The sequence below is a fragment of the Bacillota bacterium genome (genome assembly GCA_012842395.1).
Lineage (GTDB): Bacteria > Bacillota > SHA-98 > UBA4971 > UBA4971 > UBA6256.
In genome coordinates this window covers 87,500-108,235 of the sequence record DUSX01000029.1, presented here as the reverse complement: position 1 = coordinate 108,235, position 20,736 = coordinate 87,500, and the positions used below count along the sequence as shown (strand labels likewise).

Annotated in this window: 22 protein-coding genes; 11 read left to right on the top strand and 11 right to left on the bottom strand. The window is 61.1% G+C overall.

Annotated features, from left to right (window positions below; genetic code table 11):
• Positions 1–9: 9 nt before the first annotated feature.
• The gene (locus tag GX515_08770; GenBank protein HHY33087.1) at positions 10–1,779 is read right to left on the bottom strand and encodes an ABC transporter substrate-binding protein; all 1,770 of its coding nucleotides are present in this window, start codon (positions 1,777–1,779) and stop codon (positions 10–12) included.
• Positions 1,780–2,375: 596 nt separating this feature from the next.
• On the opposite strand from GX515_08770, the gene GX515_08765 reads away from it, so the two are divergent.
• Together GX515_08765 and GX515_08760 are read left to right on the top strand one after the other, a co-directional pair.
• Positions 2,376–2,516, top strand: a complete 141-nt coding sequence (locus tag GX515_08765) for a hypothetical protein (protein ID HHY33086.1) — start codon at positions 2,376–2,378, stop codon at positions 2,514–2,516.
• 11 nt (positions 2,517–2,527) lie between these two features.
• Positions 2,528–2,737, top strand: coding sequence for a hypothetical protein (locus GX515_08760; GenBank protein HHY33085.1), 210 nt, complete (start codon positions 2,528–2,530; stop codon positions 2,735–2,737).
• 120 nt (positions 2,738–2,857) lie between these two features.
• Here the strand turns inward: GX515_08760 and GX515_08755 are convergent, their stop codons facing one another.
• The 10 genes from GX515_08755 to GX515_08710 all read right to left on the bottom strand — a co-directional run bounded on the left by GX515_08755 (position 2,858) and on the right by GX515_08710 (position 15,448).
• Positions 2,858–4,150 (bottom strand): DUF1015 domain-containing protein, encoded by a 1,293-nt coding sequence (locus tag GX515_08755; GenBank protein ID HHY33084.1) that lies wholly within the window; start codon positions 4,148–4,150, stop codon positions 2,858–2,860.
• A gap of 2 nt (positions 4,151–4,152) precedes the next feature.
• A complete protein-coding gene (locus GX515_08750; protein HHY33083.1) occupies positions 4,153–5,829 on the bottom strand; it encodes a phosphoglycerate dehydrogenase in 1,677 nt (558 codons plus the stop codon).
• Positions 5,830–5,960: 131 nt separating this feature from the next.
• Entirely contained in the window at positions 5,961–7,091 is a 1,131-nt protein-coding gene (locus GX515_08745; protein HHY33082.1) for an alanine--glyoxylate aminotransferase family protein, read from the bottom strand.
• 430 nt (positions 7,092–7,521) lie between these two features.
• Positions 7,522–7,752 carry a hypothetical protein gene (locus GX515_08740; protein HHY33081.1) on the bottom strand — a complete coding sequence of 77 codons (231 nt, stop codon included), beginning with the start codon at positions 7,750–7,752 and terminating at the stop codon, positions 7,522–7,524.
• A 407-nt stretch (positions 7,753–8,159) separates the two neighbouring features.
• Complete coding sequence (locus GX515_08735; GenBank protein ID HHY33080.1) at positions 8,160–9,386, bottom strand: Ger(x)C family spore germination protein; 1,227 nt, start codon at positions 9,384–9,386, stop codon at positions 8,160–8,162.
• A 5-nt stretch (positions 9,387–9,391) separates the two neighbouring features.
• Positions 9,392–10,507 (bottom strand): endospore germination permease, encoded by a 1,116-nt coding sequence (locus GX515_08730; protein HHY33079.1) that lies wholly within the window; start codon positions 10,505–10,507, stop codon positions 9,392–9,394.
• On the bottom strand, positions 10,504–12,126 hold the full coding sequence (locus tag GX515_08725; protein HHY33078.1) for a spore germination protein: 1,623 nt from the start codon (positions 12,124–12,126) through the stop codon (positions 10,504–10,506). Before GX515_08725 ends, GX515_08730 begins: the two co-directional genes overlap by 4 nt.
• Positions 12,127–12,428: 302 nt before the next feature.
• The gene (locus tag GX515_08720) at positions 12,429–13,721 is read right to left on the bottom strand and encodes a serine dehydratase subunit alpha family protein (protein ID HHY33077.1); all 1,293 of its coding nucleotides are present in this window, start codon (positions 13,719–13,721) and stop codon (positions 12,429–12,431) included.
• A 230-nt stretch (positions 13,722–13,951) separates the two neighbouring features.
• Entirely contained in the window at positions 13,952–14,953 is a 1,002-nt protein-coding gene (locus GX515_08715; protein HHY33076.1) for an Mrp/NBP35 family ATP-binding protein, read from the bottom strand.
• Between the two features lie 33 nt (positions 14,954–14,986).
• Positions 14,987–15,448, bottom strand: a complete 462-nt coding sequence (locus GX515_08710) for a MerR family transcriptional regulator (GenBank protein HHY33075.1) — start codon at positions 15,446–15,448, stop codon at positions 14,987–14,989.
• Positions 15,449–15,675: 227 nt separating this feature from the next.
• Here GX515_08710 and GX515_08705 point away from each other — a divergent pair, with 227 nt between their 5' ends.
• From GX515_08705 to GX515_08665, 9 genes are all read left to right on the top strand, one after another.
• Positions 15,676–15,885 (top strand): winged helix-turn-helix transcriptional regulator, encoded by a 210-nt coding sequence (locus GX515_08705; GenBank protein ID HHY33074.1) that lies wholly within the window; start codon positions 15,676–15,678, stop codon positions 15,883–15,885.
• A 125-nt stretch (positions 15,886–16,010) separates the two neighbouring features.
• Positions 16,011–16,475, top strand: coding sequence for a transcriptional repressor (locus GX515_08700; GenBank protein ID HHY33073.1), 465 nt, complete (start codon positions 16,011–16,013; stop codon positions 16,473–16,475).
• A 4-nt stretch (positions 16,476–16,479) separates the two neighbouring features.
• Positions 16,480–16,698: a DUF5320 domain-containing protein gene (locus GX515_08695; protein ID HHY33072.1), complete on the top strand. Its 219-nt coding sequence runs from the start codon at positions 16,480–16,482 to the stop codon at positions 16,696–16,698.
• Between the two features lie 62 nt (positions 16,699–16,760).
• A complete protein-coding gene (locus tag GX515_08690) occupies positions 16,761–17,246 on the top strand; it encodes a DUF5320 domain-containing protein (GenBank protein HHY33071.1) in 486 nt (161 codons plus the stop codon).
• Between the two features lie 173 nt (positions 17,247–17,419).
• A complete protein-coding gene (locus tag GX515_08685) occupies positions 17,420–17,794 on the top strand; it encodes a dinitrogenase iron-molybdenum cofactor biosynthesis protein (GenBank protein HHY33070.1) in 375 nt (124 codons plus the stop codon).
• Positions 17,795–18,113: 319 nt separating this feature from the next.
• Positions 18,114–18,491, top strand: a complete 378-nt coding sequence (locus GX515_08680) for a dinitrogenase iron-molybdenum cofactor (GenBank protein HHY33069.1) — start codon at positions 18,114–18,116, stop codon at positions 18,489–18,491.
• Entirely contained in the window at positions 18,488–18,646 is a 159-nt protein-coding gene (locus GX515_08675; protein ID HHY33068.1) for a 4Fe-4S binding protein, read from the top strand. The genes GX515_08680 and GX515_08675 overlap by 4 nt, the downstream gene beginning before the upstream one ends.
• A 38-nt stretch (positions 18,647–18,684) precedes the next feature.
• Positions 18,685–19,539: a P-loop NTPase gene (locus GX515_08670; GenBank protein ID HHY33067.1), complete on the top strand. Its 855-nt coding sequence runs from the start codon at positions 18,685–18,687 to the stop codon at positions 19,537–19,539.
• A 97-nt stretch (positions 19,540–19,636) separates the two neighbouring features.
• Positions 19,637–20,560 carry a 4Fe-4S binding protein gene (locus GX515_08665; protein ID HHY33066.1) on the top strand — a complete coding sequence of 308 codons (924 nt, stop codon included), beginning with the start codon at positions 19,637–19,639 and terminating at the stop codon, positions 20,558–20,560.
• Positions 20,561–20,736 lie beyond the last annotated feature (176 nt).

Genomic DNA, 20,736 nt, shown 5'->3' with positions numbered 1-20,736 from the left:
TTGCGGACGCTACTGCCTGTATGCTGTATAGGTCGAGAAGTATACCACGCCTTGTTTGTCCTGCCAAACGTTGCCCAGCGACTTGTTGGCCGCGAAGAGGTTCATCTCCTTGGTGACGAAGATGACAGGGACCACGTCGAAGTAGATCTCTTGCACCTCGTCGTAGACGGCCTTCCTCTTGGCCGGATCGGTCGTGACCGAGCCTAGGTCGAAGAGGGTATAAAGCCTCTTCTCCCAGTCAGTCATGTTGCTCGTGATTGCCGTGAGCGTGTTCTTGTCCAGCGTTGAATAGTGCCAGTAATACAGCTGTGTTCCAGGCTGCCATATGGCCTTGCGGAGCTCGAGGTCAGGCTGGTTCCCGAATGCCCTGATGCCTGCCTCGAAATTGCCCGCGCCGAACATGTTCCCGACGAGCGTCGCGTCGAGAATCTGCAGATTGACCTTGATGCCGGCTTTCTCCAGGTCTTCCTTGAAGATCAGAGCGATGTCCTGGTGATCCTGCGGTGCGCTGGCAACTGTCAGCGTGAACTCAACTCTCTTCCCATTGGGGAACAGCCTGAACCCGTCACGGCCCCTGTTCTTGAGGCCGAGCTTGTCGAGGATGGCGTTCGCCTGCTTGGGATCGTACGGTCTCATGATCTCCTCGACCTTCGGATTGTAGAAGGCCTTATTGGAGGGCAGGACAAGGCCCCCGCCAGGGATCGCGAGCCCATTGTACACCTCATCGATGATCCTCTGCCTGTCGAGAAGGAATTCCATGGCCCTGCGGAAGTCAGTATTCCTGAAGAGTTCCCTCAGATCGGGGTTGGCGACGTCGTAATTAAAGGAGATGTGGACCGGGCTCGGCGTCGGCTGGGTGGGCTGGGCCATGAAGACCGTGAACGGCGCTCCCGCCTTCTCCTTAGCCTTCAACACCGGGAAGTCCTTGGCCGAGACTGCCATGTAATCGATCTCGCCGGACATGAATTTCGCGAGCCTGACTTCGTCATCTTTGATGATGAGGTATTCGAGCTTATCGAAGTAAGGAAGCTGGTTGCCGAACCGGTCGACCTTCCAGTAATTCGGGTTTCGCTCGAGGACGACCTTCTGATCCATCACGTACTCGGCGATCCTGTAGGGTCCGTTGGCGATTATCTCCTTCGGGTTGGTGTTGGTGAGCCAAAGCTCGTTGACTGAGTCGGGCCTCTTCTTGTCGATCTTGCTCTCCAGCTTGTGCTTGGGATAAATGTACGCGGCAGAGAGGTTCATGTAGAACGGGCCGAACGGCGACGGTAGAACGGCTTTCACGGTCTTGTCGTTGATCTTGACCCACTGAATCGGCTTTTTCTTCCCGTCGGAAGTATCCACAATGGTAAACCTGTCGACCGAATTGCCCTTGGCCACGGGGTTCATGATGAAGTTCTCAAAGGTAAAGATCACGTCGTCCGCAGTGAGTGGGACCCCGTCCGACCATTTCACGTCCCTCAGGTGAAAGACCACCTCTTTCCCGTCAGGGGACGTCTCCCACGACTCGGCAAGGCCGGGCCTGATCGCGTTGGTGACCGGGTGCAGCTCGACCAGGCCGGTCATGGTCTGACCGATGACTGTGTAGGCGTTGTTATCAAGTGCCCCATAAAAGAGGAACGACTGCGGCGAGGCCGGGAGCGCAAGGCGCAGCGTGCCCCCGCGGATCGGCTTTGCTGAAGGAGTGAGGTCTTCTTGCTCGACGTAGGGCGCGGCCAGTACCGAGGCGCTCATCAGCAGTACACAGGCAAGGACAACCAACCACAGACGTCTCATCGAAAGACCCTCCTTGTCTTGAGACTTTAACCGAGAGCCCACACGACCCATGGCATCTTGCACAAAGCGTCCTTCTCCAAACCGTGCTTCCCCATCGCATCAGTCCTTTCTCGGTGAGTCTATCCCTGGTGGCATACCTTTACTAAAGTGATGGTTCGCTGCCTCACACAGGAATTCCTGCCGGTTTGCGAAAAATCTTCGCAGGATCCATCTGCCATGGAAGAACTTCTTCTCGGATTATGTCGTCCGATAGGAATTTGCGCACACTTGCCGGATCACGAACACCCACGGCCCCTCAACGAGTCGACGACAGCCTCGCGCCCGCACAGCACAGAGAGGAGCGCCCCGCCTCGCGCAGCTTCCCGGGCGCCGCCGGAAGGCAGCGCGTGCCATCCTGCCGGAGTCCACGTGCCCACATGCTGACGAACAGCGCGAACACGTGACGGTCCGCGTGGCGGTGGCAAGAGTCGGACGACGCGAGCAGACGGCGTTCCGACGGGGCGGCATCGCGACGGGTTGACAAGCGATCGGTTGCCTGGTAAAATCAGGATGCGAAGAAAGGAAAGAGATTGATGGTGCAATGCGGGGTGATTGCCGTGAAAGACTCAGGTCTGGAGAAGCGCAAAGAGCTTGTGAGGGAGACAACCCCCCAATACATCCCGCCGCAATTGCGTCTCACCTATGAGGATTATCGCCGGATGTCATCCGGAGAGCGGTACGAGCTCGTGGAGGTGTAGACCTGAGGAAGATGACACCGGCTCCAAGCGTTCTTCATCAAAGAGTCTCCGGAAGAATCGAGAAGGCATTGAGGCAGTGGGTCGATGACCACCAGCTGGGCGAGGTGTATGACGCCCCGGTTGACGTGGTTCTGAGCGAGCACAACGTCGTTCAGCCCGATATCCTGTATGTTTGCGAAGACCGTCTTGGGATAGTCGTGGTCTCGTCGCCGAACGGCTGAAGCCTCCGGCGCTACGCGCGTGCGACCGAGGCCGACGCGTGCCCGCACACGTGCGCAGGCGCACCCCGTCTCTCTTCCCCCTTCCCGCGCGCGGGTGCCTGCGGAGACAGCCCGTCAAGATCAAAGAGACCCCATGTCCCACATGAGCAGGCCCGCGGGCGCCTTCGGCAGGAAATACGTGGTCTTTTTCGGAAAGAGATAGCCGTCGCATGCCTTCTTCAGGATCTCGCTCGCGGCAACCGCCGGCGGGAAAATGGCGACCTGTGCCTTCCCGGAGAGTATCGCGGCGATGTCTGCCGGGCCGTGGTGAGTGTACGCGACCTCACACGCTGCGCCCGGAATAGCCGCTTTGCACGACGCCGCCTCCTCAGCGATCTCAAGGTCTAGACGCCTCAGCATCTCGGGCGTATCACCACAGTAGGCCAGGACCCATAGGCCGGCACGCGTCACCATCGCAAAGGAGGTTCTGTTGCCCGAGCTAGAGATCTGTGAGCAAAGGCGCGTCCAGAGCCGGGAAGCCAAGTCCTCGCAGCCCTCGGGCGCAGGCGGCTTGCTATTGATGAAGAACGCGGCAGCGTCAACAGTGTCGACTATATCAAACACCGAGAGCATCCTTTCCGCGAGGCGGGCTTCCGAGCCCTCGGGCCACCCGGCCACCACCCTATGCGTCGGGAGCACCACCAAACCGGGATCCGCCGTGGAAACGAGCGCCGCCAGGATGCGCATGTGCCTCCGATCACCGGTCTCACGGGCCAGCCTTTTCATGGACTCACACCTATGGTGGCCGTCGGCGATGACAACCGGGCCCGCGCCGACGACCTCTGCAACAGCGGCGGAGGTCGCCGCATCGCGAATCCGCCACACCCTGAGGACTTCCTCCTCCAGGGTTGCAACGAGGTCCGGCTCTGACCCGTCCCGCACGGAAGCGAGGGCTCGCGCAGCCTTCCCAGATGGATCCTCGTAAAGGCCGATCATCGGACTCGGAAGCGCGTGGGTTGCACGAAGGAGGTTGATGCGGTCCTCCTTGGCGTGGGCCATCGTCTCCTCATGGGGCAGGACGCCCTCACTCAGGTCTAGAAGACCAATAACCGCTGTTCGCGTGTATCTCGTACCTTGCCACTCGAACTCGTGCTCACAAAGATACAGGAACGGCTCTCGGTCGACGGCGAGCACGCCTTCCCGGCGCCACGCCTGCCACAGCCTCGCCGCGTTCGCGTAGAGAGCTGGGTCTTGGCCTCCCGGCGGCGGCACAGTGAGTTCCAAGCGGACTACGTTCCAAGGGCTCCGGTCCGCGAGGCGCCTTCCCTCTTCCGCGTTCACGACGTCGTAAGGCGGCGCGATGACCGCGCCAAGATCCGCCCCTACCTTGAGTGGGTCGTAGTACACGGCCCTGAAAGGCATGATTTTCGCCATGGTCAGTCTCCCCGTGCCGCGGCGACTTGAGCCTTGCTGTCAGAGTCCATCCTCGCTCCGTCCCCGTTAGGGACCGCACATTCAAGGTACACAGGCTTCACAGAAAGCACACCCGCAAGGCGCGCTATCTCAGCCAGCGCCTCTGGCGGGGCTGGCGAGTCTATCCCCAGGACCATTATGGCGTCCCCTCCTCTAGCCTTGCGTGCTACCTGCATTTCTGAGATGTTCACGCCGGCCTTCCCGAGCGTCGTGCCGACCGTGCCGATTATGCCGGGTTGGTCCACATGGGGACAAACAAGCATGTACGGAGTGAACGCTATGTCCAGGCGGTACCCGTTGATTTGTACCAAGCGCGGCATTTGCCTTGTGGAAAGCACCCCGGCTACCGACGTGGTCCCCTTGTTCGTGGAGGTTTCGACGGATATCTCCGTCGGATTCCCGCCTCCGTGAGCGCGGTCGGCCCCGTCGGCCACGCGGAGCTCACTCACGGCAATGCCCCGTTCTCTCGTGAGTATCGGCGCGTTCACGGTGTTCACATCCTCCCCGAGAAGCGGGGAGAGGACCCCCTTGAGCACGGCGCTAAGCAGTGGCCGGGTGTCGAGAGAGCTCAGCTTGCCTCCCCAGCCCACCCGGACCGAAGCGATCATGCCCTCGGACCACTGCGACGCGAACTTCCCGAGGACCTCCGCAAGCGGCATGAACGGCGCGATCTCCCGGAAAACCTCGGCCGAAGGCACCGGAACGTTCACAGCATTCGGCACGAGCTCACCCCGGAGCACCGCCAGCATGGCCTTGGCGGTCTCGATGGCGACGCTCGCCTGGGCCTCCGATGTGGACGCTCCCAGGTGAGGAGTCACGATAACGTTGTCCAGAGCGAGAAGAGGGTTGTCAGGAAGCGCAGGTTCGGATGCCAGAACGTCCAGCGCCGCACCTGCGATTTTGCCCGACTTGATGCCCTCTACAAGCGCGGGCTCGTCCACCACCTTGCCCCGCGAGCAGTTGATAATACGAACGCCGTCTTTCATCATGGCGATCGTCTCGCGCCGGATAAGGCCCACGGTCTCCGGCGTCACCGGCACGTGGAGGCTGATGAAGTCCGAGTTCGCGAACACCTCGGCCGGCTCGGCCGGCACCACCCCCATGCTCGCGGCTTTGCTTGCCGAGACGCCCGGATCGTACGCCAGGACCTTCATGCCGAGCGCGAGCGCCCGCTTGGCGACCTCGGCTCCCGCGCGGCCAAGGCCGAAAATGCCTAGCACTTTGCCGCGAACCTCCGTCCCCATGAACCTCGCGCGCTCCCAGCCGCCAGACTTGACATGGGCGCACGCCTGCGGGATATTACGTGCGAGGGCTAGAAGCAGCGCAATCGTGTGTTCCGCGACGGCAACCGAGTTGCCGCCCGGCGCGTTCACGAGCACTATCCCGCGCCTCGTGGCGGCTTCGGCATCGATGTTGTCCACGCCCGCCCCCGCCCGGCCGATGACTTTGAGGCGCTCAGCCGCGGCTATGCACCGCGCCGTCACCTTGGTGGCCGACCTCACCATAAGCCCGTCGTACTCCGGGATTCGCTTCAGCAGAGCCTCCTCGTCAAGCGGCTTTGAGACGTCCACCTCGGCCTCGGTGCGAAGAAGCTCTATTCCTTCCTTTGCTACGCCATCTGTAACAAGAATCTTCACCATCGCGATGACGACCCCCTGGTCCGTTCCCTTTCCTCGTTGAAACCCTTTCCCCTGGCCACAGTCCTGTAAGGCTTGGCTTCACCGGCCCGGCCGGCGCTCGCCCAACCCTCAGCTGCAAGCGCCGCGAATGCTTAACCGCGCAAGACTTGCTCAGCCGCGGCGACCGCACGGCCGAAACCAGGAGTCGGCACCTCTAGGTCTGACAAGGCCATCTCTAGCGCGGAAAGCGTGACGACGACATCGGACCAGCCCACGGCCCCGACGTGCCCGATTCTGAAGATCTTGCCCGCGAGCTCCCCCATTCCGCCGGCAAGGATGACATCGTAGCGGTCCCTGAGCGTCCCCAGAAGCTTGTGGCCGTCCGCACCTGCAGGGAGCTTGACCGCTGTTACCGTATTCGAAGCACAGTCGTCGGCCGCCAGCAGCTCAAGGCCTAGTGCACGCACGCCCGCACGCGTCGCGCGCGCGAGAAGCGCGTGCCGCGCGAACACCGCGTCCAAGCCCTCTGCGAGGATCATCCGCACAGCTTCACGCAGAGAAAAGAGAAGTGAGACGGCCGGAGTATAAGGCGTCTGCGGGGATGGCTTTTCCAGGAACTTGCGGGCACTCACGAAACTGAAGTACACGCTGCGCGCTTTCAGCTTCTCCGCCCGTTCCCAAGCCCTCGGGCTCACCGTGACGAAAGCGAGGCCGGGCGGGCACATGAGGGCCTTTTGCGACGCCGTGACGAGCACGTCTATCCCCCAGGCGTCCGTCTCGATGTCGATGGCGCCCGCGGAACTCACGGCGTCCGCCACGAGCAGCACGTCCTCCCGGTCAATTGCAGCTCTGATACCCTTCAGGTCCATCGTCACCCCCGTGGACGTCTCATTATGGGTTACGACCACCGTGGTGATGGAACTGTCCTTGCAGAGGGCGTCACGGATAGCCTCGGGACTTACAGGGGTGCCAGGCTCGGCTTTCACTATCACCACATCTGCCCCGCTCGCTCTATATATCTCGGCGAATCTCGCGCCGAACTCGCCGGCGACTCCCACGAGCACCCTCTCCCCCGGCGCTGTGAGGTTCGCAGCCGCGGCTTCCATGGCACCCGTGCCAGCAGATGGAAACGTCAGCACCGTGTTCTGAGTCTTGAGGATCTTTTGGAGCCCACGGGTCGTCTCCGCGAGCAGTTCCCCGAACTCGGGGCCACGGTGGTTGATCATCGGAGCCGCTCCGGCCAGCGCGACGGTTTGCGGAACAGGAGTCGGTCCGGGAATCATAAGATACTGGCGGTGTCTCACGGTGCCGATCACTCCTCTCAAGTCAAGCGCCGCTATTTGCGGACTCTGGACCCTCTCGTCCACTCTGGACCATCTATTGGGACGATTTGTTAGGCGACAATACCGCCCGAAAAAGCGAGCGCCCCCGACCGCTCAGCCGCGGACGCGCGCGAGGCCGGGAGGCATTGTTCCCCTCGGTGGTTTTTAACGTGGACGTTGAGGCGCCCGATCGAGGACCCCGGCTTGGCGACCAGTGCCGGCGGCAGTATGGGGCACCCAGCTGTGACGCCGGATCCCATCGTTGCAGCTTGTTAAGCTTGTCACAAAGATAGCAGCTCTAGGTCTCCTATGTCAAGTACATTTTGGGTGCCAGACCGTTTTCTGTGCGTGCTATCCAGCGGCTGCCAGCCCCGTCTCCTCCGAGTGGCTTTCAGAGATCGCTCCGAAGATCGTTCGGAAAGATCATTCTTGTGAGGAATTCGATTCCCTTAGCTGGATTCGGAACAGGCACTCCTATCGTTTGGAGAAGGCTCAAGGTGAAAGCAAGGACAACGAGCGCGATGAAAAGCGCGAGTTCGCCGCGTTCCTTTCGCCGGATTATCCCAGGGAGCTCGTACGCGACGATCGCGGCGAACGCTAGGATCAACAGCACAACGCGCACCCACCAATCCCCCCAACTGCCCCTAAGTGAGGATGCATTAGTCCTCGCCCCTCTTCCGGTAGTTGCGGGGTTGCCGGTGTTGCACTCCGGGGACGGCGCACTTGCGGCGCGCCTCGTTCGAATTCGGCGCTTAAGACAGCCGAATTCTCCACGCCCCGTCGTGCAATCACCGGCACCCCCCCAAGAAAGTCGGCAGCACTTTTGCACCCTCGTTTATTGGTTCTGCGGTTCTGCCTGCACCGGTCTGCCTACACTGGCTTCGCCCTGACCCGTAGCGGGTCTTGTCCTGCGGCAGTCCGTCTCGGCGCGGTGCCTCCTGGCGAGCATACCCAGGTGACGGCCGGAGGTTGCTCGCCCCGCCACGGCCGCGACAGCCGCTCGCTGATTCGCCACCTAGGTCGCCCTCGTCACCTGATCTCTGAGCTCTTCACGGTGAGGCCCGTCCTTCTCAGCTTCGCCTTGACTTCGACCTTTACATCGATCTTGCGAAACTCTTCATCCCATCGGTCCCTGAACTCGTCAGCCCATTTCTTCGGGTACCTCCGGTTCAGTTCGGCGCCGAATCCAAAAATGTCCGAGCCAAGCTCTTGTGCTCTGGCCACAGCAGCCAGCACTTCGTTCTTGATCACCGTGGCCATCCTCCGCTCCATACTGGACCATGCCTCAGGCATTCCGAGCAGATCGATGAAACCTTGGACATCGCCGACATTGGCATCGGCCTCAATCTTCACCGTGACGGTGACCTTCCCGCTCCTGACCTCAGGTTTGAAACCGCCCCTTGCACCGAGGATCTCGAGCCCTACGAACTTCCCCTCCTCGCGAGGGTTCTCGATGACGATGATCCCGCTGCGCACCTTGCCCATGACCCAATTGAACCCCCTGGTCTCTGGCTTATTGAGCCAGCCGACCAGCCGGTCGTCCTTGAAGACCGCGGCTCCGGTGAGCCTGGCCGACCCGCCTATCGTCTCCCTTTTCAATTCCCCGCGAATGTCAAACTCCTGCGGCCTCGGGACGATCTCCGCGCGGGTGGCTATGGGGTCTATCCCTTCCCCTTCGAGTCTTTGCAAGAAATCATTCAGCATGCCTTCACCGATCGTCGACAATCCTTGCCGGGCCCCCTGTACCAGCCCCATGCCGCCCTCTGACGGCATCTGCTCGAGCTCGAACTCCACCTGTAGAAGGTCTGATGCCTTTGCCCCCTTGGCCACAATCATCCATATCCGACGACGTGACTCTCCGTCACGGCAAAACAAGTCCAGAGCGTCCCTGATACCCTTCCGCGCCAACCCTTCACCAATCAAGATGAACCGGTTGTGCGCCCAAAACGGCCGCCGGGGAGACTGGGAGAGGAGGTTGCGTACTGCTTCGAACACGGTGTATCCCGTGCTGCTCACAGTCCAGAAAGGTTTCTCGTCGGCAGCCCCGCGAACCGCTTCGCCGCCTCCTATGGCAAAGGGCTTCGCTATCTGAACCGTGACCTGGATCTTGCCCTGCTGCGGCGCTTCATCGATCCCGGCCGCGAGGACGAACCCTATAGTCTCTATCTCCCGTCGATTCCAGCACCCCGCCGTGGTCATCAACGCCGCCGTGAGAAGGAGTCCAGCTGCAGCTCTCCGCAATCCGATCCACGACACCGGGATCACCTTTCCAGGCCGCGTCCAAGCGGCGGCTTGGTCCGAAGGAACGCGGCGAGGTAGAGAACGGCCATTGTGCCGACCGTCGTGATGAGGGAATAAACCCCGAAAACCTCGAACCGGAGGAAACGCCGCAGGGCGGGGTCACTCTCGAAGGACAGCATGCCGAGCGCGACAGTCATGGCACCAAGCGGGTATACGAACGACTGATACCGCGAGATGCCGAATACTTGAGCGAGTCCAACAGCGCATCCCCAGAGGAACAGGGCGACTTTGATCGCGGAGGTCAGCGTCCACGCTGCCATTATGAGCGCCTCGATCCTTTCAAAGAAGTTGGCAATGCTTATCATCCTGCTCAAGCTGAATGCCGGCATTGCTAGGTCTGGAAGCGCGGGCCCGAAGACAGCAACCAAGGCAACTGCAAGCCACGTCATGAGCGCGCCGCTGACGAGGACAGCGTGGACAGAATAGCGCGCAGCATCCCGTGGCCGGGCAAGGCAGGGAATGATCATGCCTAGGATAATGAACTCAAGAAAGAAGGAAACGACAGTCCCCGTCGGGAGCATAAGTGGGCGGAATCCGCGCGCCAGAACTGGCGCGAGGTTCTTGAAACGCATCTGGTCGTATGGGAGGACCAACACAAGTGCCGCAAAGAAGAGAACGACCCAGAGGATGCTTTCACCCATTCGTCCCACGACCTCGAGGCCGTTCCGGGCGGCGTTGGCCGCTAGAAACACCGTCGCGACCATGAAGACGAGCACGGGCGTCTCCGGCATGATGGCAGTTGTGTATGATTCTCCGAGCTCTCTTGCGGAGCAAGAGGCGACGAGCATCCAGTACCAAACCAGGATCATCCCGGCGAGCTTCCCCAGGCACCTGCCAAGCAAGAGCTCGGCCTGTTCGATGATGGTCTTGTCAGGGGCCCTAAGCCCGAGGCGCGCCACGAGCAGCACGAAGATCACTGACACGAGCGTCCCGAGCAGAGTCGTGACCCAGATGTCCTGCGGCGGCTTGACCGCCGCTGCGGTCGGAAACGTCATGCTTATCGCCGCCGCCCGGATCAGCACGAGAACCGCCGCAAGCTGTCTACCTGATATCTTGCCGCCTTCGACCTCTCTCATCTCACGTCCTCCGTGTCTAGGAGACGTTGAACCTCCTCCCTTTCAGGAGAAGGCGGCCTGGGCTTAAGGCCAGGCGCCTGCCTTATCGGAGCCTTCTTGCCGGTGAACTCGGGCCGGCGGCTCATCGCCCACCAAGGAACTCGCACCAAGGCATCCTTGAGGTCCGAAAGCACCAAGGGAGCAAGTGGCTCGAGGTACGGCACTCCGAATGAGCGCAAGCAAGTCAGGTGAGTCAGGAGAGCGAACATCCCCATGGCCACCCCGAAGAACCCGAGGGCACCGCCCAAGGCTGTCATCACGAAACGGAGAAGGCGTACAGAGATAGCCAAACTGAAAACCGGAGTCGCGAACGATGCGATCCCAGTGAACGCCACCACCATGACCATGGCTGGCGAGGCCAAACCCGCCCGTATGGCCGCGTCACCGACGACAAGGGCTCCTATGATGCTGACAGCTTGCCCAACCACCCTAGGCAGGCGGATCCCGGCCTCGCGCAGTGTCTCAAAGACGAATTCCATTAGCAGCGCTTCTACCACGGCGGGAAATGGTATCCCCTCTCGCTGAGCCGCGATGCTCAACACGAGGGGAGTGGGCAGCATCTCCTGGTGGTACGTGGTTAGAGCAACGTAGAACGCCGGCAAGGTGAGCGAGATAAAGAACGCAGCTATCCTTAGGAGCCTTATGGCTGATCCGGCAAAATACCGCTCGTAGTAGTCCTCGCTTGATGTAAGAAACATCGTGAACGTGGCCGGGACGATGAGAACAAACGGGGTGCCATCGGTGAGGATCGCGACCCTCCCGTCGATCAGCGCCCCTGCAACCCTGTCCGGTCGCTCGGTACGCGCTATCGTCGGGAAAGGAGAGAACGGTGCATCCTCGATGAGTTCCTCTATGTTGCCGCTCTCGTGAATTGCATCGACATCGATCCTCTTGAGTCGGGCTCTCACCTCCTCCACGATGTCCTCGTTGACCACTCCTGCAATGTAGGCGATGGCAACCCTCGTCCTAGTGATGCGCCCTATCGTTACCTCTTCTATCCAGAGTTGAGGGCTCACGATCCTCCGCCGCAGGAGGCTCGTGTTCGTGCGCAACGCCTCAACGAACCCCTCTTTGGATCCCCTCACGGTGGATTCGGTGGTCGGCTCTTCTACGCTTCTCTGCTCCCAGCCGCGCAGGGCGCAGACGAGGCCCTTTGCAACTCCATCAACCAGCACGCCGCCGTCCCCGCGGGCTATGCCGCTGATGAACTCCCCCAGGGTCTCGACTTCTTCAACGTCGCTCGAGGCGAGAAGGCGGGTCTTGAGGTCCTCGTATGCCTGTGCAGGATCGGTCCATTCAAGCTGGAGACCGGTGATCCGCTCCACAACCGCCTCAGCGATCAGTCTCTTGTCCACGAGGCCATCTATGTGTGTGACGAGGACGGAGATCCTTCCCCGGGCACCGGCCCGCAGCTCTCTCGTGACCAGATCCGGGCTGTTGCCGAACGCGGACTCGATCCTCTCCCGGTTGACAGACAGGTCGGCAGATACCAACACCTCAGCGCGCCGCGGCTCGGTTCCTCCGGAACCGCGCACCCCCGCTATCCGTCGGAAGAGAAGTCGCCATAGCGTCCCGAGCACGATGCGTCAACCCCGTTTCACGCATTACGCGCAGCAGTCGCCGTACCCCTCGCGACCCTTCTGTCTATGAGATATGGTCTACGGTGGCACTATGTGGCGTTCGATATCACTCTTGCCTAAAGCAGGCAGATTTATGCGGAGTCATCTGGGAACTTCCACGTGGGAACTTCCACGCCGGGTGGCGCGAATCGGGGCAACAGGACCCCGGGCCGGAGGCTTGCTGGGAGTATTCGGTGGCCGTCACGAAAGCAGCAGAACTAGTGAAAGTAGTGATGAACGATTCCGTTAGGTCTCCGCGAGGCTCACGCCCCGGAACCCGTCCGCCCCTTGAGGACTGAAACAAGCACCTGGTCTGCTGAAGCCATCCCCTCAGAGCCGAGACGCGCCAGGTTGCAGAGGGTTGCCTCGAGGTTAGGCCCCACGAGGCCGTTCCCGGCGGGGACTGCTCTCCCGTTCACCGCAAGCAGAGCTGCCTGGCACGCCGTCATCACGGTGGACCAGACCTTAAGGGAACAGCCTACCTTCCCGCCATCGCACAGCATTCCCGCGAGCGTGGCGACGACGTTCGTCACGGCCGCGGACATCACGCTGACGTCGCCACCGCAAAGGCAAGCGAGTCCGGCTGCGACTCCGGACCCGCCTCCCAAAGCGCACCCGCAAACAGGCGACAGGCGCCCCAGGAACTCCTTGACATAAAGGCTCGTAACAAGGCTCGCCGCGAGAGCGCGCGCCATCTTCTCGCGCGGCGCGCCTAGCTCCTCCGCGCCTAGGAGCACCGGCACGCTGGCGGTGATGCCGAGATTGCCACTGCCACCGCAAGACGCAACTGGCAGCTGCACCCCGGCCATCCGCGCGTCACAGGCCGCGGCCGCGTGGAGTGCCAGTCTGGCCCCGATACCCCGGCCCAGTATGGCCTCGGGAATCGCGCCATGCCGCAAGGCATTTATGCCGATCCCGTCGTCCGTCGCCAGCCCCGCCTTGGCCATCGCGAGATTCAACGAGGCGCGCTCCAATAAGAAATCGAGGTCACCGGGAGGTATGCTGGAGACTGCGGAGAGCACGTCCGCGAGGGTCCCGATAGTCCTTGGGGAGACAACGCCGCGCTCTTGCTCCGCGCTGCTGGCGTTTGTCTCACAGCCATCCACCGCCAAAAGCTTGACCCACGCATGTCTTTCGCGAGTCTCGGCGATCGCGACCCCGCGGTCGGTCACGACCCGCGCGTGGATATATACTCGAGGCACCGAATCCTGGGTGGTCACCGTGACCGGGCAACGTTCACGAAGGCGGCGGGCCTGTTCGACCGCTTTCTCCGACACTAGAGAGAACAACTCCAGGCCGGCGTCGGGGCGGTTCAGGACGACGCCCAAGAGCGCAGCAACCTCGATCCCCGTGTCGCTGGTGCCCGGTATCCCGACCGCCCATGCGTTCTTGAGCACGTTCGTGCTGAGCGAGACAGTGATCTCCCGAGGCTCACCCCCGATAGCGTGGTATGCGGTGGCGGTCGCCAGCGCAATGGCCGCCGGTTCCGTGCACCCGACGGCGGGGGTGAATTCCTTCGTAAGCAGCTCCACGAGGCGCATCCCTGCAGTGACCACGACTGCCTCACCTGCACAACTACCGAGTTTCTTTGACCACCAGGGGACTACCCGAGGCCAAGGTGCGCTGCCGCACCCAACCCACCGCCATCATACACGATTCGCGCCACGCCGCCAAGCCCGCCGCCACCCTCCATGCCTCCACCCTCCACCCTTTGTGCCGTTTTAGCTATGGTAGCAGCCGCCTGCGGTATGCGGCCCTGCCACACATGGTGACGGCGCGACAGCCTTCACTGTACCTTCGACTCATGGTCTTTTGCTTTGAGCTTGTCCATGTGATCCAAGATCTTCACGATGAAATCCACAACGCTGGCAACAGCGTCGGGGTTGTAGTCTTCAATCCGTCCCTTGTCGCACAGCTCGGAAAGCTTCGGGTCAAGCGGCAACGTGGCAAGGAGAGGTATATCCGTGGCCTCTGAGACGGCCTGGCCCTTGCTCGGCCCGAAGACCTCATGCTTGTTGCCGCAGTGCGGGCATATGACATAGCTCATGTTTTCCACGAGGCCCAAGAGGTGGGTGTTGAGGATCCTTGCCATCTTGATGGCCTTCTTCACAACCATCACCGCGAGGTCCTGAGGCGACGAGACTATCACTATCCCGTCAAGGGGGAGTGACTGCATAACGGTGAGGGGCGCGTCGCCCGTTCCTGGTGGGAGATCCACGAAGAGGAAGTCGAGGTCTCCCCACACGACGTCCGTCCAGAACTGCTTCACAACGTTCGCTATTATCGGGCCGCGCCATATCACGGGGTCGTCCTCATGCGGAAGGAGCAAGTTGATCGACATCACGGGTATCCTCAGAGTCTCGCTCTGCACGGGAAGCAGCCCGAACTCGAAGCTGTCTGCACGCTTTTTGATGCCGAACATCCTCGGGATGCTGGGCCCGGTAATATCCGCGTCGAGCACCCCGACCTTGTACCCCTCTCTTGCGAAGGCCGTGGCGAGAAGCGCCGTGACAGACGATTTCCCGACGCCGCCCTTGCCGCTCATCACCGCCAGAACGTGGCGGATGTCGTTGAACTGGCTCTGGGGAAGCTTCTCAATGGCTGACTTCGCCTTGTCTGGGCGAACCCTTTCATCCTGCGCCTTCTCATGTTGAAGCGGGCACGTGCCGTCTGCCGCCGCCTGACACGAGCTGCAATCCTCGGGAGTGCAGCTTTCCGGGGCTCGTTCCTCCAAATCGCGGCCTTCGCCGGCTTGGCTCGCGTTTCGGGTCTCGATCTTCTCGCTCATGGGTCATCCTCCTACTCGCGTATGACGCGCTTTTCAGTCTGGGAACTTGGATACCGAGATATTCGGGTTTCGCGAGTCTTTTTCAAGTCTCGAGCACGACGCGCACCGCGCCTGGTTTTCGTATACTCTGCAACCAGAGCACAGGTCGGCCTTGTCAAGCACCATGTGGCAGTAGGTGCCATCCTCTTTCCAGCAGACCCTGGTGCGCACATTAGGCTGGGCGAGCGTGCCGCCGGGGCAGTTGTCCAGCCACCAGCACGGGTACATGTCCACAAGCGCCCTGACGCCGGCAAGGTTCAGGCCCTTTTGCTCGGTGAGATATCTGATGAACCTGAGCCGCCTGAGGTCATTCGCGGAGTACAAGCGATGCCCTTTTCTGCGCACTGGTCTCACGAGTTTATGCCGTTCCCAGATCCGAAGGGTCTCAGGGTGAACGCGAAGGAGATCGGCAATGACTCCTATGGTATACGCTGGCATGTCGTCGCTGAGGATCACGCGAGGCACCTCCCCCAGGCTCCCGTCGCGGGCCGGACATCGCCTCGGAATCGCCCACCCACATTCTATAGGTACTAATGGTCCTCGTAAATGACTTTCGGGTATCATGCCCAGGCGTTCGCCTCTCCCCTTGAGGACGCCCAGGAGCGGTTTGGGCGAGCCCGCAGGAACAACAGATGCGACGCCTGTCTTCGCAACGCCCTCAGGTGAGGCGGCCACGCGAGACCTTGGCAGGACTCAACACCAAGGCCAAGTACGGCGGGATACTCGGCCCACTCAGGCGAAGGCCCTGCACAAGCCAAGACATAGCCAATGGCCTCGGCCTCAACCCGAATGAGGTCTCGAAACTCCTCGGATCACTCATGGAGCTGGGCCTAGTCAAAACCAGCAGGTCTGCTGATGGGAAGGCATACTTTCATCGGGGATTCGTGGAGTAGGCTCCGCCTATCGCTGGGTCACATGGCAGGGTTTTTTCATCAAGATTATTGACATATGACCACAACCGTGGGTATACTAATAATGAGCCTATGACCATTACCTGAGCCTAGTCAGGAGCATGACGATGATAGGTTGCCCTCCTCAACAAGCGAAAAGCAAGCCAGTCGAGGGGTTCCGGATCACACCTCAGCGTCGGGTCATTCTGGAAACCCTGAAGAGCCATCCAGGCCGGCACCTGACGGCCGAGGAGATCCTTCGCGCCGCCCGCGATAGCGGCTCAAAGCTAAGCATGGCTACAGTCTATCGCGCACTCGCCGGTCTGGAAAGGGCCGGCCTAGTGAGCCGGCTTGCCACCGGTGGTGGCCCGGCGGCATACGAGCTCGTCCCCACGCATTCCGAGCCGCATTGCCATCTCATCTGCCTCGGCTGCGGAAGAGTGTTCGAGATCGGCGGGCTTCTGCCCGAGGGTTTCGTGGAGGTTGTCGCGAAGGCCGGGAACTTCCGGGTCGCGAGCGGGTCCATAGGGATCTTTGGCTACTGCAAACAGTGCGAGTCAAAACAAGAAGCCGCCAAACGGAAGGAGATGTGAAGCGATGCCGCGAGGCGACGGAACGGGGCCGATGGGCCTGGGACGGATGACCGGCAGAGCCGCTGGATACTGCGCGGGATTCCCCGTTCCCGGGTACATGAATCCAGTGCGATTCTGGCGTAGAGCCTGGTGGGCAGCGAGGCTCGGGATGGGCCTCGGGCGAGGCCTTGGCATGTGGGGAAGAAGGCAGGCCGTCATGAGAGGTCGCAGAAGATGGTGGTAACAGTCACGACAAATAGCAGCAACAGTGATGGGAACAGAGCGAGCCGAAAGGAGGTGTAAAGGATGCCTAGAGGCGATGGAACAGGCCCTGCGGGCCTTGGCCCGATGACAGGAAGGGCAGCAGGCTACTGCGCCGGGTACCCCGTGCCTGGGTACATGAATCCCGTCGGCCTTAGGGGCGCGGGATTCTGGCTGAGACCGAGACCCTATTTCGGTTGGGGAGCCGGGTTCGGCCGTGGCAGGGGTTGGAGACGGACATACTACGCAACCGGCCTGCCAGGCTGGGCGCGGCTCGGTTATCCCGGCTGGGCGGTCCCAGGTTATTGGGCCGCACCCGCTGCCCCTTACCCGGCGTTCTACGGCGCTCCCTTTGCGGGTACCGCGTACGCCGGACAGAATCCGGAGGAGGCAGCCAAGGCCGCAGTCGAAGACGAAACCGCTTACCTGAAGGAGCAAGCGGAGTTCCTGAAGGAAGAGCTCAAGGCGATCGAGGAACGCCTGAAGGATCTGTCCGACCCCGAGAAGCGTAAGACCGAGGAGGACAGGTAGCTTCTTTCAGATTCAAAGTCCAGCCATTCAAGACGTCACCCGCTACTCCCACGCGCTGAGGGAGAGAGGAGGCGGACACCCCCAACCCGCCCCCTCTCTCCCGAAGCAAACACCGGGCCAGGATCGTGCTGATGATAGTTGACAATCGACCACCGGGAAAGAGGGTTGGCAAAGTGAGATTGGCAGTAACCGCTCAAGGCATGGACTTGGACTCGGCCATCGATCCGCGCTTTGGCAGGTGTCAGTATTTCGTATTCATCGATACAGACAGTGAAGAGTTCGAAGCTGTCACTAACCAGAGCCTCATGTCGTCGGGCGGCGCCGGCATCCAGAGCGCCCAGTTTCTCGCAGACCGCAAGGTCGGTGCCGTCATCACGGGGAATGTGGGTCCCAATGCCGCACGTGCGCTGCAAGCAGCCGGGATCCAAGTTTACACCATGACCTCGGGAACGGTGCGTGAGGCACTCAAGGCGTACAAAGAAGGAAAGCTTAACACAGTATCGGGAGCCACCGTAGGCTCGCATTTCGGCATGGGACGCTTCAGTTGAATCGAGACCGGCACGCGTCGCGTGTCACGCGTGCCTTTGCTTTCATTAGAGCTGTCCGCGCCACCTAGACTGATGCCGGGCCAACATGCCTGCAGCGTAGTTCGTTCCGATGGCGGTTCGGTTCTGGGTGCCGATTTCACGGGCTAGCAAGGTTGGGCAATGTCGCACAAGGTCGCCGCAGGCAATCGCGCCATCAGGCGCGCGCGTCGGCACCGGCTATCCAAGAGACCTCCTTGAGGGGGTTCTATCAGAGGAGCGCGGCGAAGACTTGTGGCGCCACGCATGTAGGGCGCCGTATTCAGAGGAGGTCGCAGGAATAGTGAAGATCGCAGTGGCAACAGACGGCCATATGGTCGCCTCACATTTCGGCAGATGCCCCGAATACACGATAGTCACAGTGGACGATAACGGAAACGTGGCCAACAAAGTCGTGATCCCCAACCCAGGACATGAACCCGGGTTCCTGCCGGAATACCTCTCGAAGCTCGGAGTCTCCTGCATAATCGCCGGTGGCATGGGCCCGAGGGCACAAGGGCTCTTTGCTGAGAAGAACATTCGGACTGTGACTGGAGCTTCGGGGCTCGTGAGCGACGTGGTCGCTTCGTACCTCGCAGGTTCGCTCGAGCTGGGCGAGAGCCAATGTGAACACGGCGCGCATCCCGGGGGATGCGACCGGCACGACGAGCCTCGCGCATGACGAGGTCGGCAAGCCCGATACGACGAGCCAAAACAACACCGCCGGGGCTCGCGACCGGCCCAGGTGGGGTCGCGCATATCGACCCGGAGAAGTGCACGAGTTGCGGGGCATGTGTTGACGAGTGTCCATTCGAAGCAATACACCTCGAAGATTGACCTCTTCTGCGTCAGAATCGAAACGGTGGAGATGGCCGATGATTGTAGCGATAGCGAGCGGAAAGGGTGGGACCGGCAAAACCACCATAGCAGTGAACCTCGCCTTGACCCTGGAAGGCGACATGCCCGTTCAAGTGGTTGACTGCGATGTCGAGGAACCGAACGTACACCTGTTCCTCCGCCCCTCGATCAACGTTTCCGAACTAGTCACCCTGCCTGTGCCAGCAGTTGACCGGGCCCTCTGCAACGGGTGTGGTAGATGCAGCGAGGTCTGCGCTTTCAACGCGATCATCGCCATCGACACCCAAGTCATGGTTTTCCCCGAGTTATGCCATGGGTGCGGAGGATGCAGCCGGTTCTGCCCGCAAGGCGCTATATCCGAGGAGCCACGGGACATAGGCGTCGTCGAAAGCGGGCGCGCGGGACGGATAGAGTTCGTCCAGGGCAGGGTGAACGTGGGCACCGCCCTGGCCCCGCCAGTGGTGAGGGCGGTGAAAGCCAGGATAGACAGCGCTCGATCGAAAGTGGTGCTTGTCGACGCTCCTCCCGGCACATCGTGTCCTGTGGTGGCGTCTTGCAAGGATAGCGACTTCTGCGTGCTGGTCACGGAGCCCACGCCATTCGGCCTCAACGACCTCGTTTTGGCGATCGACATGGTGAAGGCACTGAACATCCCCTTCGGGGTGGTGATCAATCGTTCGGGGCTCGGCAATAAGGAGGTTCTCACGTATTGCAGGCGAGAGGGAATACCGGTGCTACTGGAGATCCCGTTTGATAGAAGATACGCAGCGTGTTATGCCAGGGGAGGGCGGCTCGTGGAGGAGTTCCCAGAGCTACGTGAGGCTTTCCGGGGGCTCTGGCGCAGGATACGTGTGCTCACTTGCGCCGAATAGTGCGGCGCCGAGCGGTGCGATAAGGCTCTCGCCTTTTCGAGGAACGGCGGACTTGGTCGTGAACTGAGTGACACGGCCTCGAAGGGATGACATGGAGTTGAAGGAACTGCTGGTCATAAGCGGCAAAGGAGGCACCGGAAAGACGTCCCTAGTTGGGGCATTCGCGGTGTTGGCAGACAATAAGGTGCTTGCGGACTGCGACGTGGATGCGGCCGACCTGCATCTTGTTCTGGGACCAAAGATACGCGAGACCAAAGAGTTCTATGGCTCGAAAAAGGCTGTGCTCGACCGCGAGAGATGCGACGGATGCGGTGTTTGTGTGAACGTATGCCGCTTCGGGGCGATAAGCATCGACAACAGCCGTCGCAGCAACATGGCCGGTGCCACGATCCGGATCGATCCTCTTTCGTGCGAAGGGTGTGCCGTGTGTTTCCACGCTTGCCCCCAAGGGGCCATAACCATGGCCGATAACCTCTCGGGTCATTGGTTCATCTCAGACACAGAGTACGGCCCGCTCGTCCATGCCAAACTCGGCGTTGCGGAGGAGAACTCCGGCAAGCTTGTGACTCAGGTACGGCGCGAGGCCAGGTCTATAGCAGAGGAGCGCGGACTGGACTACATCATTACTGACGGACCGCCCGGCATAGGGTGCCCAGTGATATCGTCCATTTCGGGCGTGGACCTAGCGCTCATCGTAACCGAGCCCACGGTCGCCGGCTCGCACGATATGGAGAGGATCCTTCAGCTCGCGAGGCACTTCGATGTCAACGCGGCGGTCTGCATCAACAAGTACGATCTAGATGAGACCAAGGCGGAAGAGATCGAGCGCTATTGCCGGGATAATGGAATACGGGTCATAGGGAAAATCCCATTCGACGAGGAAGTAGTTAGCGCCCTGGCAAAGGGGATGCCTGTGGTGACACCTCTGGGGACCGCCGACCGGAGCGCCGATCGGAAGGAAGGAAAGGCCTCGGCAGCAATACGACGGATTTGGACGGAGGTCTTGTCCTGCCTCAAATAGACCACCGCGTTTGTGGTGCCCCCGCGATCCCGCGGATGCGAAGGTGGTCCCCGGGGTCGTGAAATAGGTGCGAGGAGCTGATACATGTGGGTGAGGCGGCCGCGCATGTCAAGATTACCGTGCTTGTCGACAACTGGGTGAAGCGGCGGAGGATATCGTCCTCTCGGGAGAGGTAG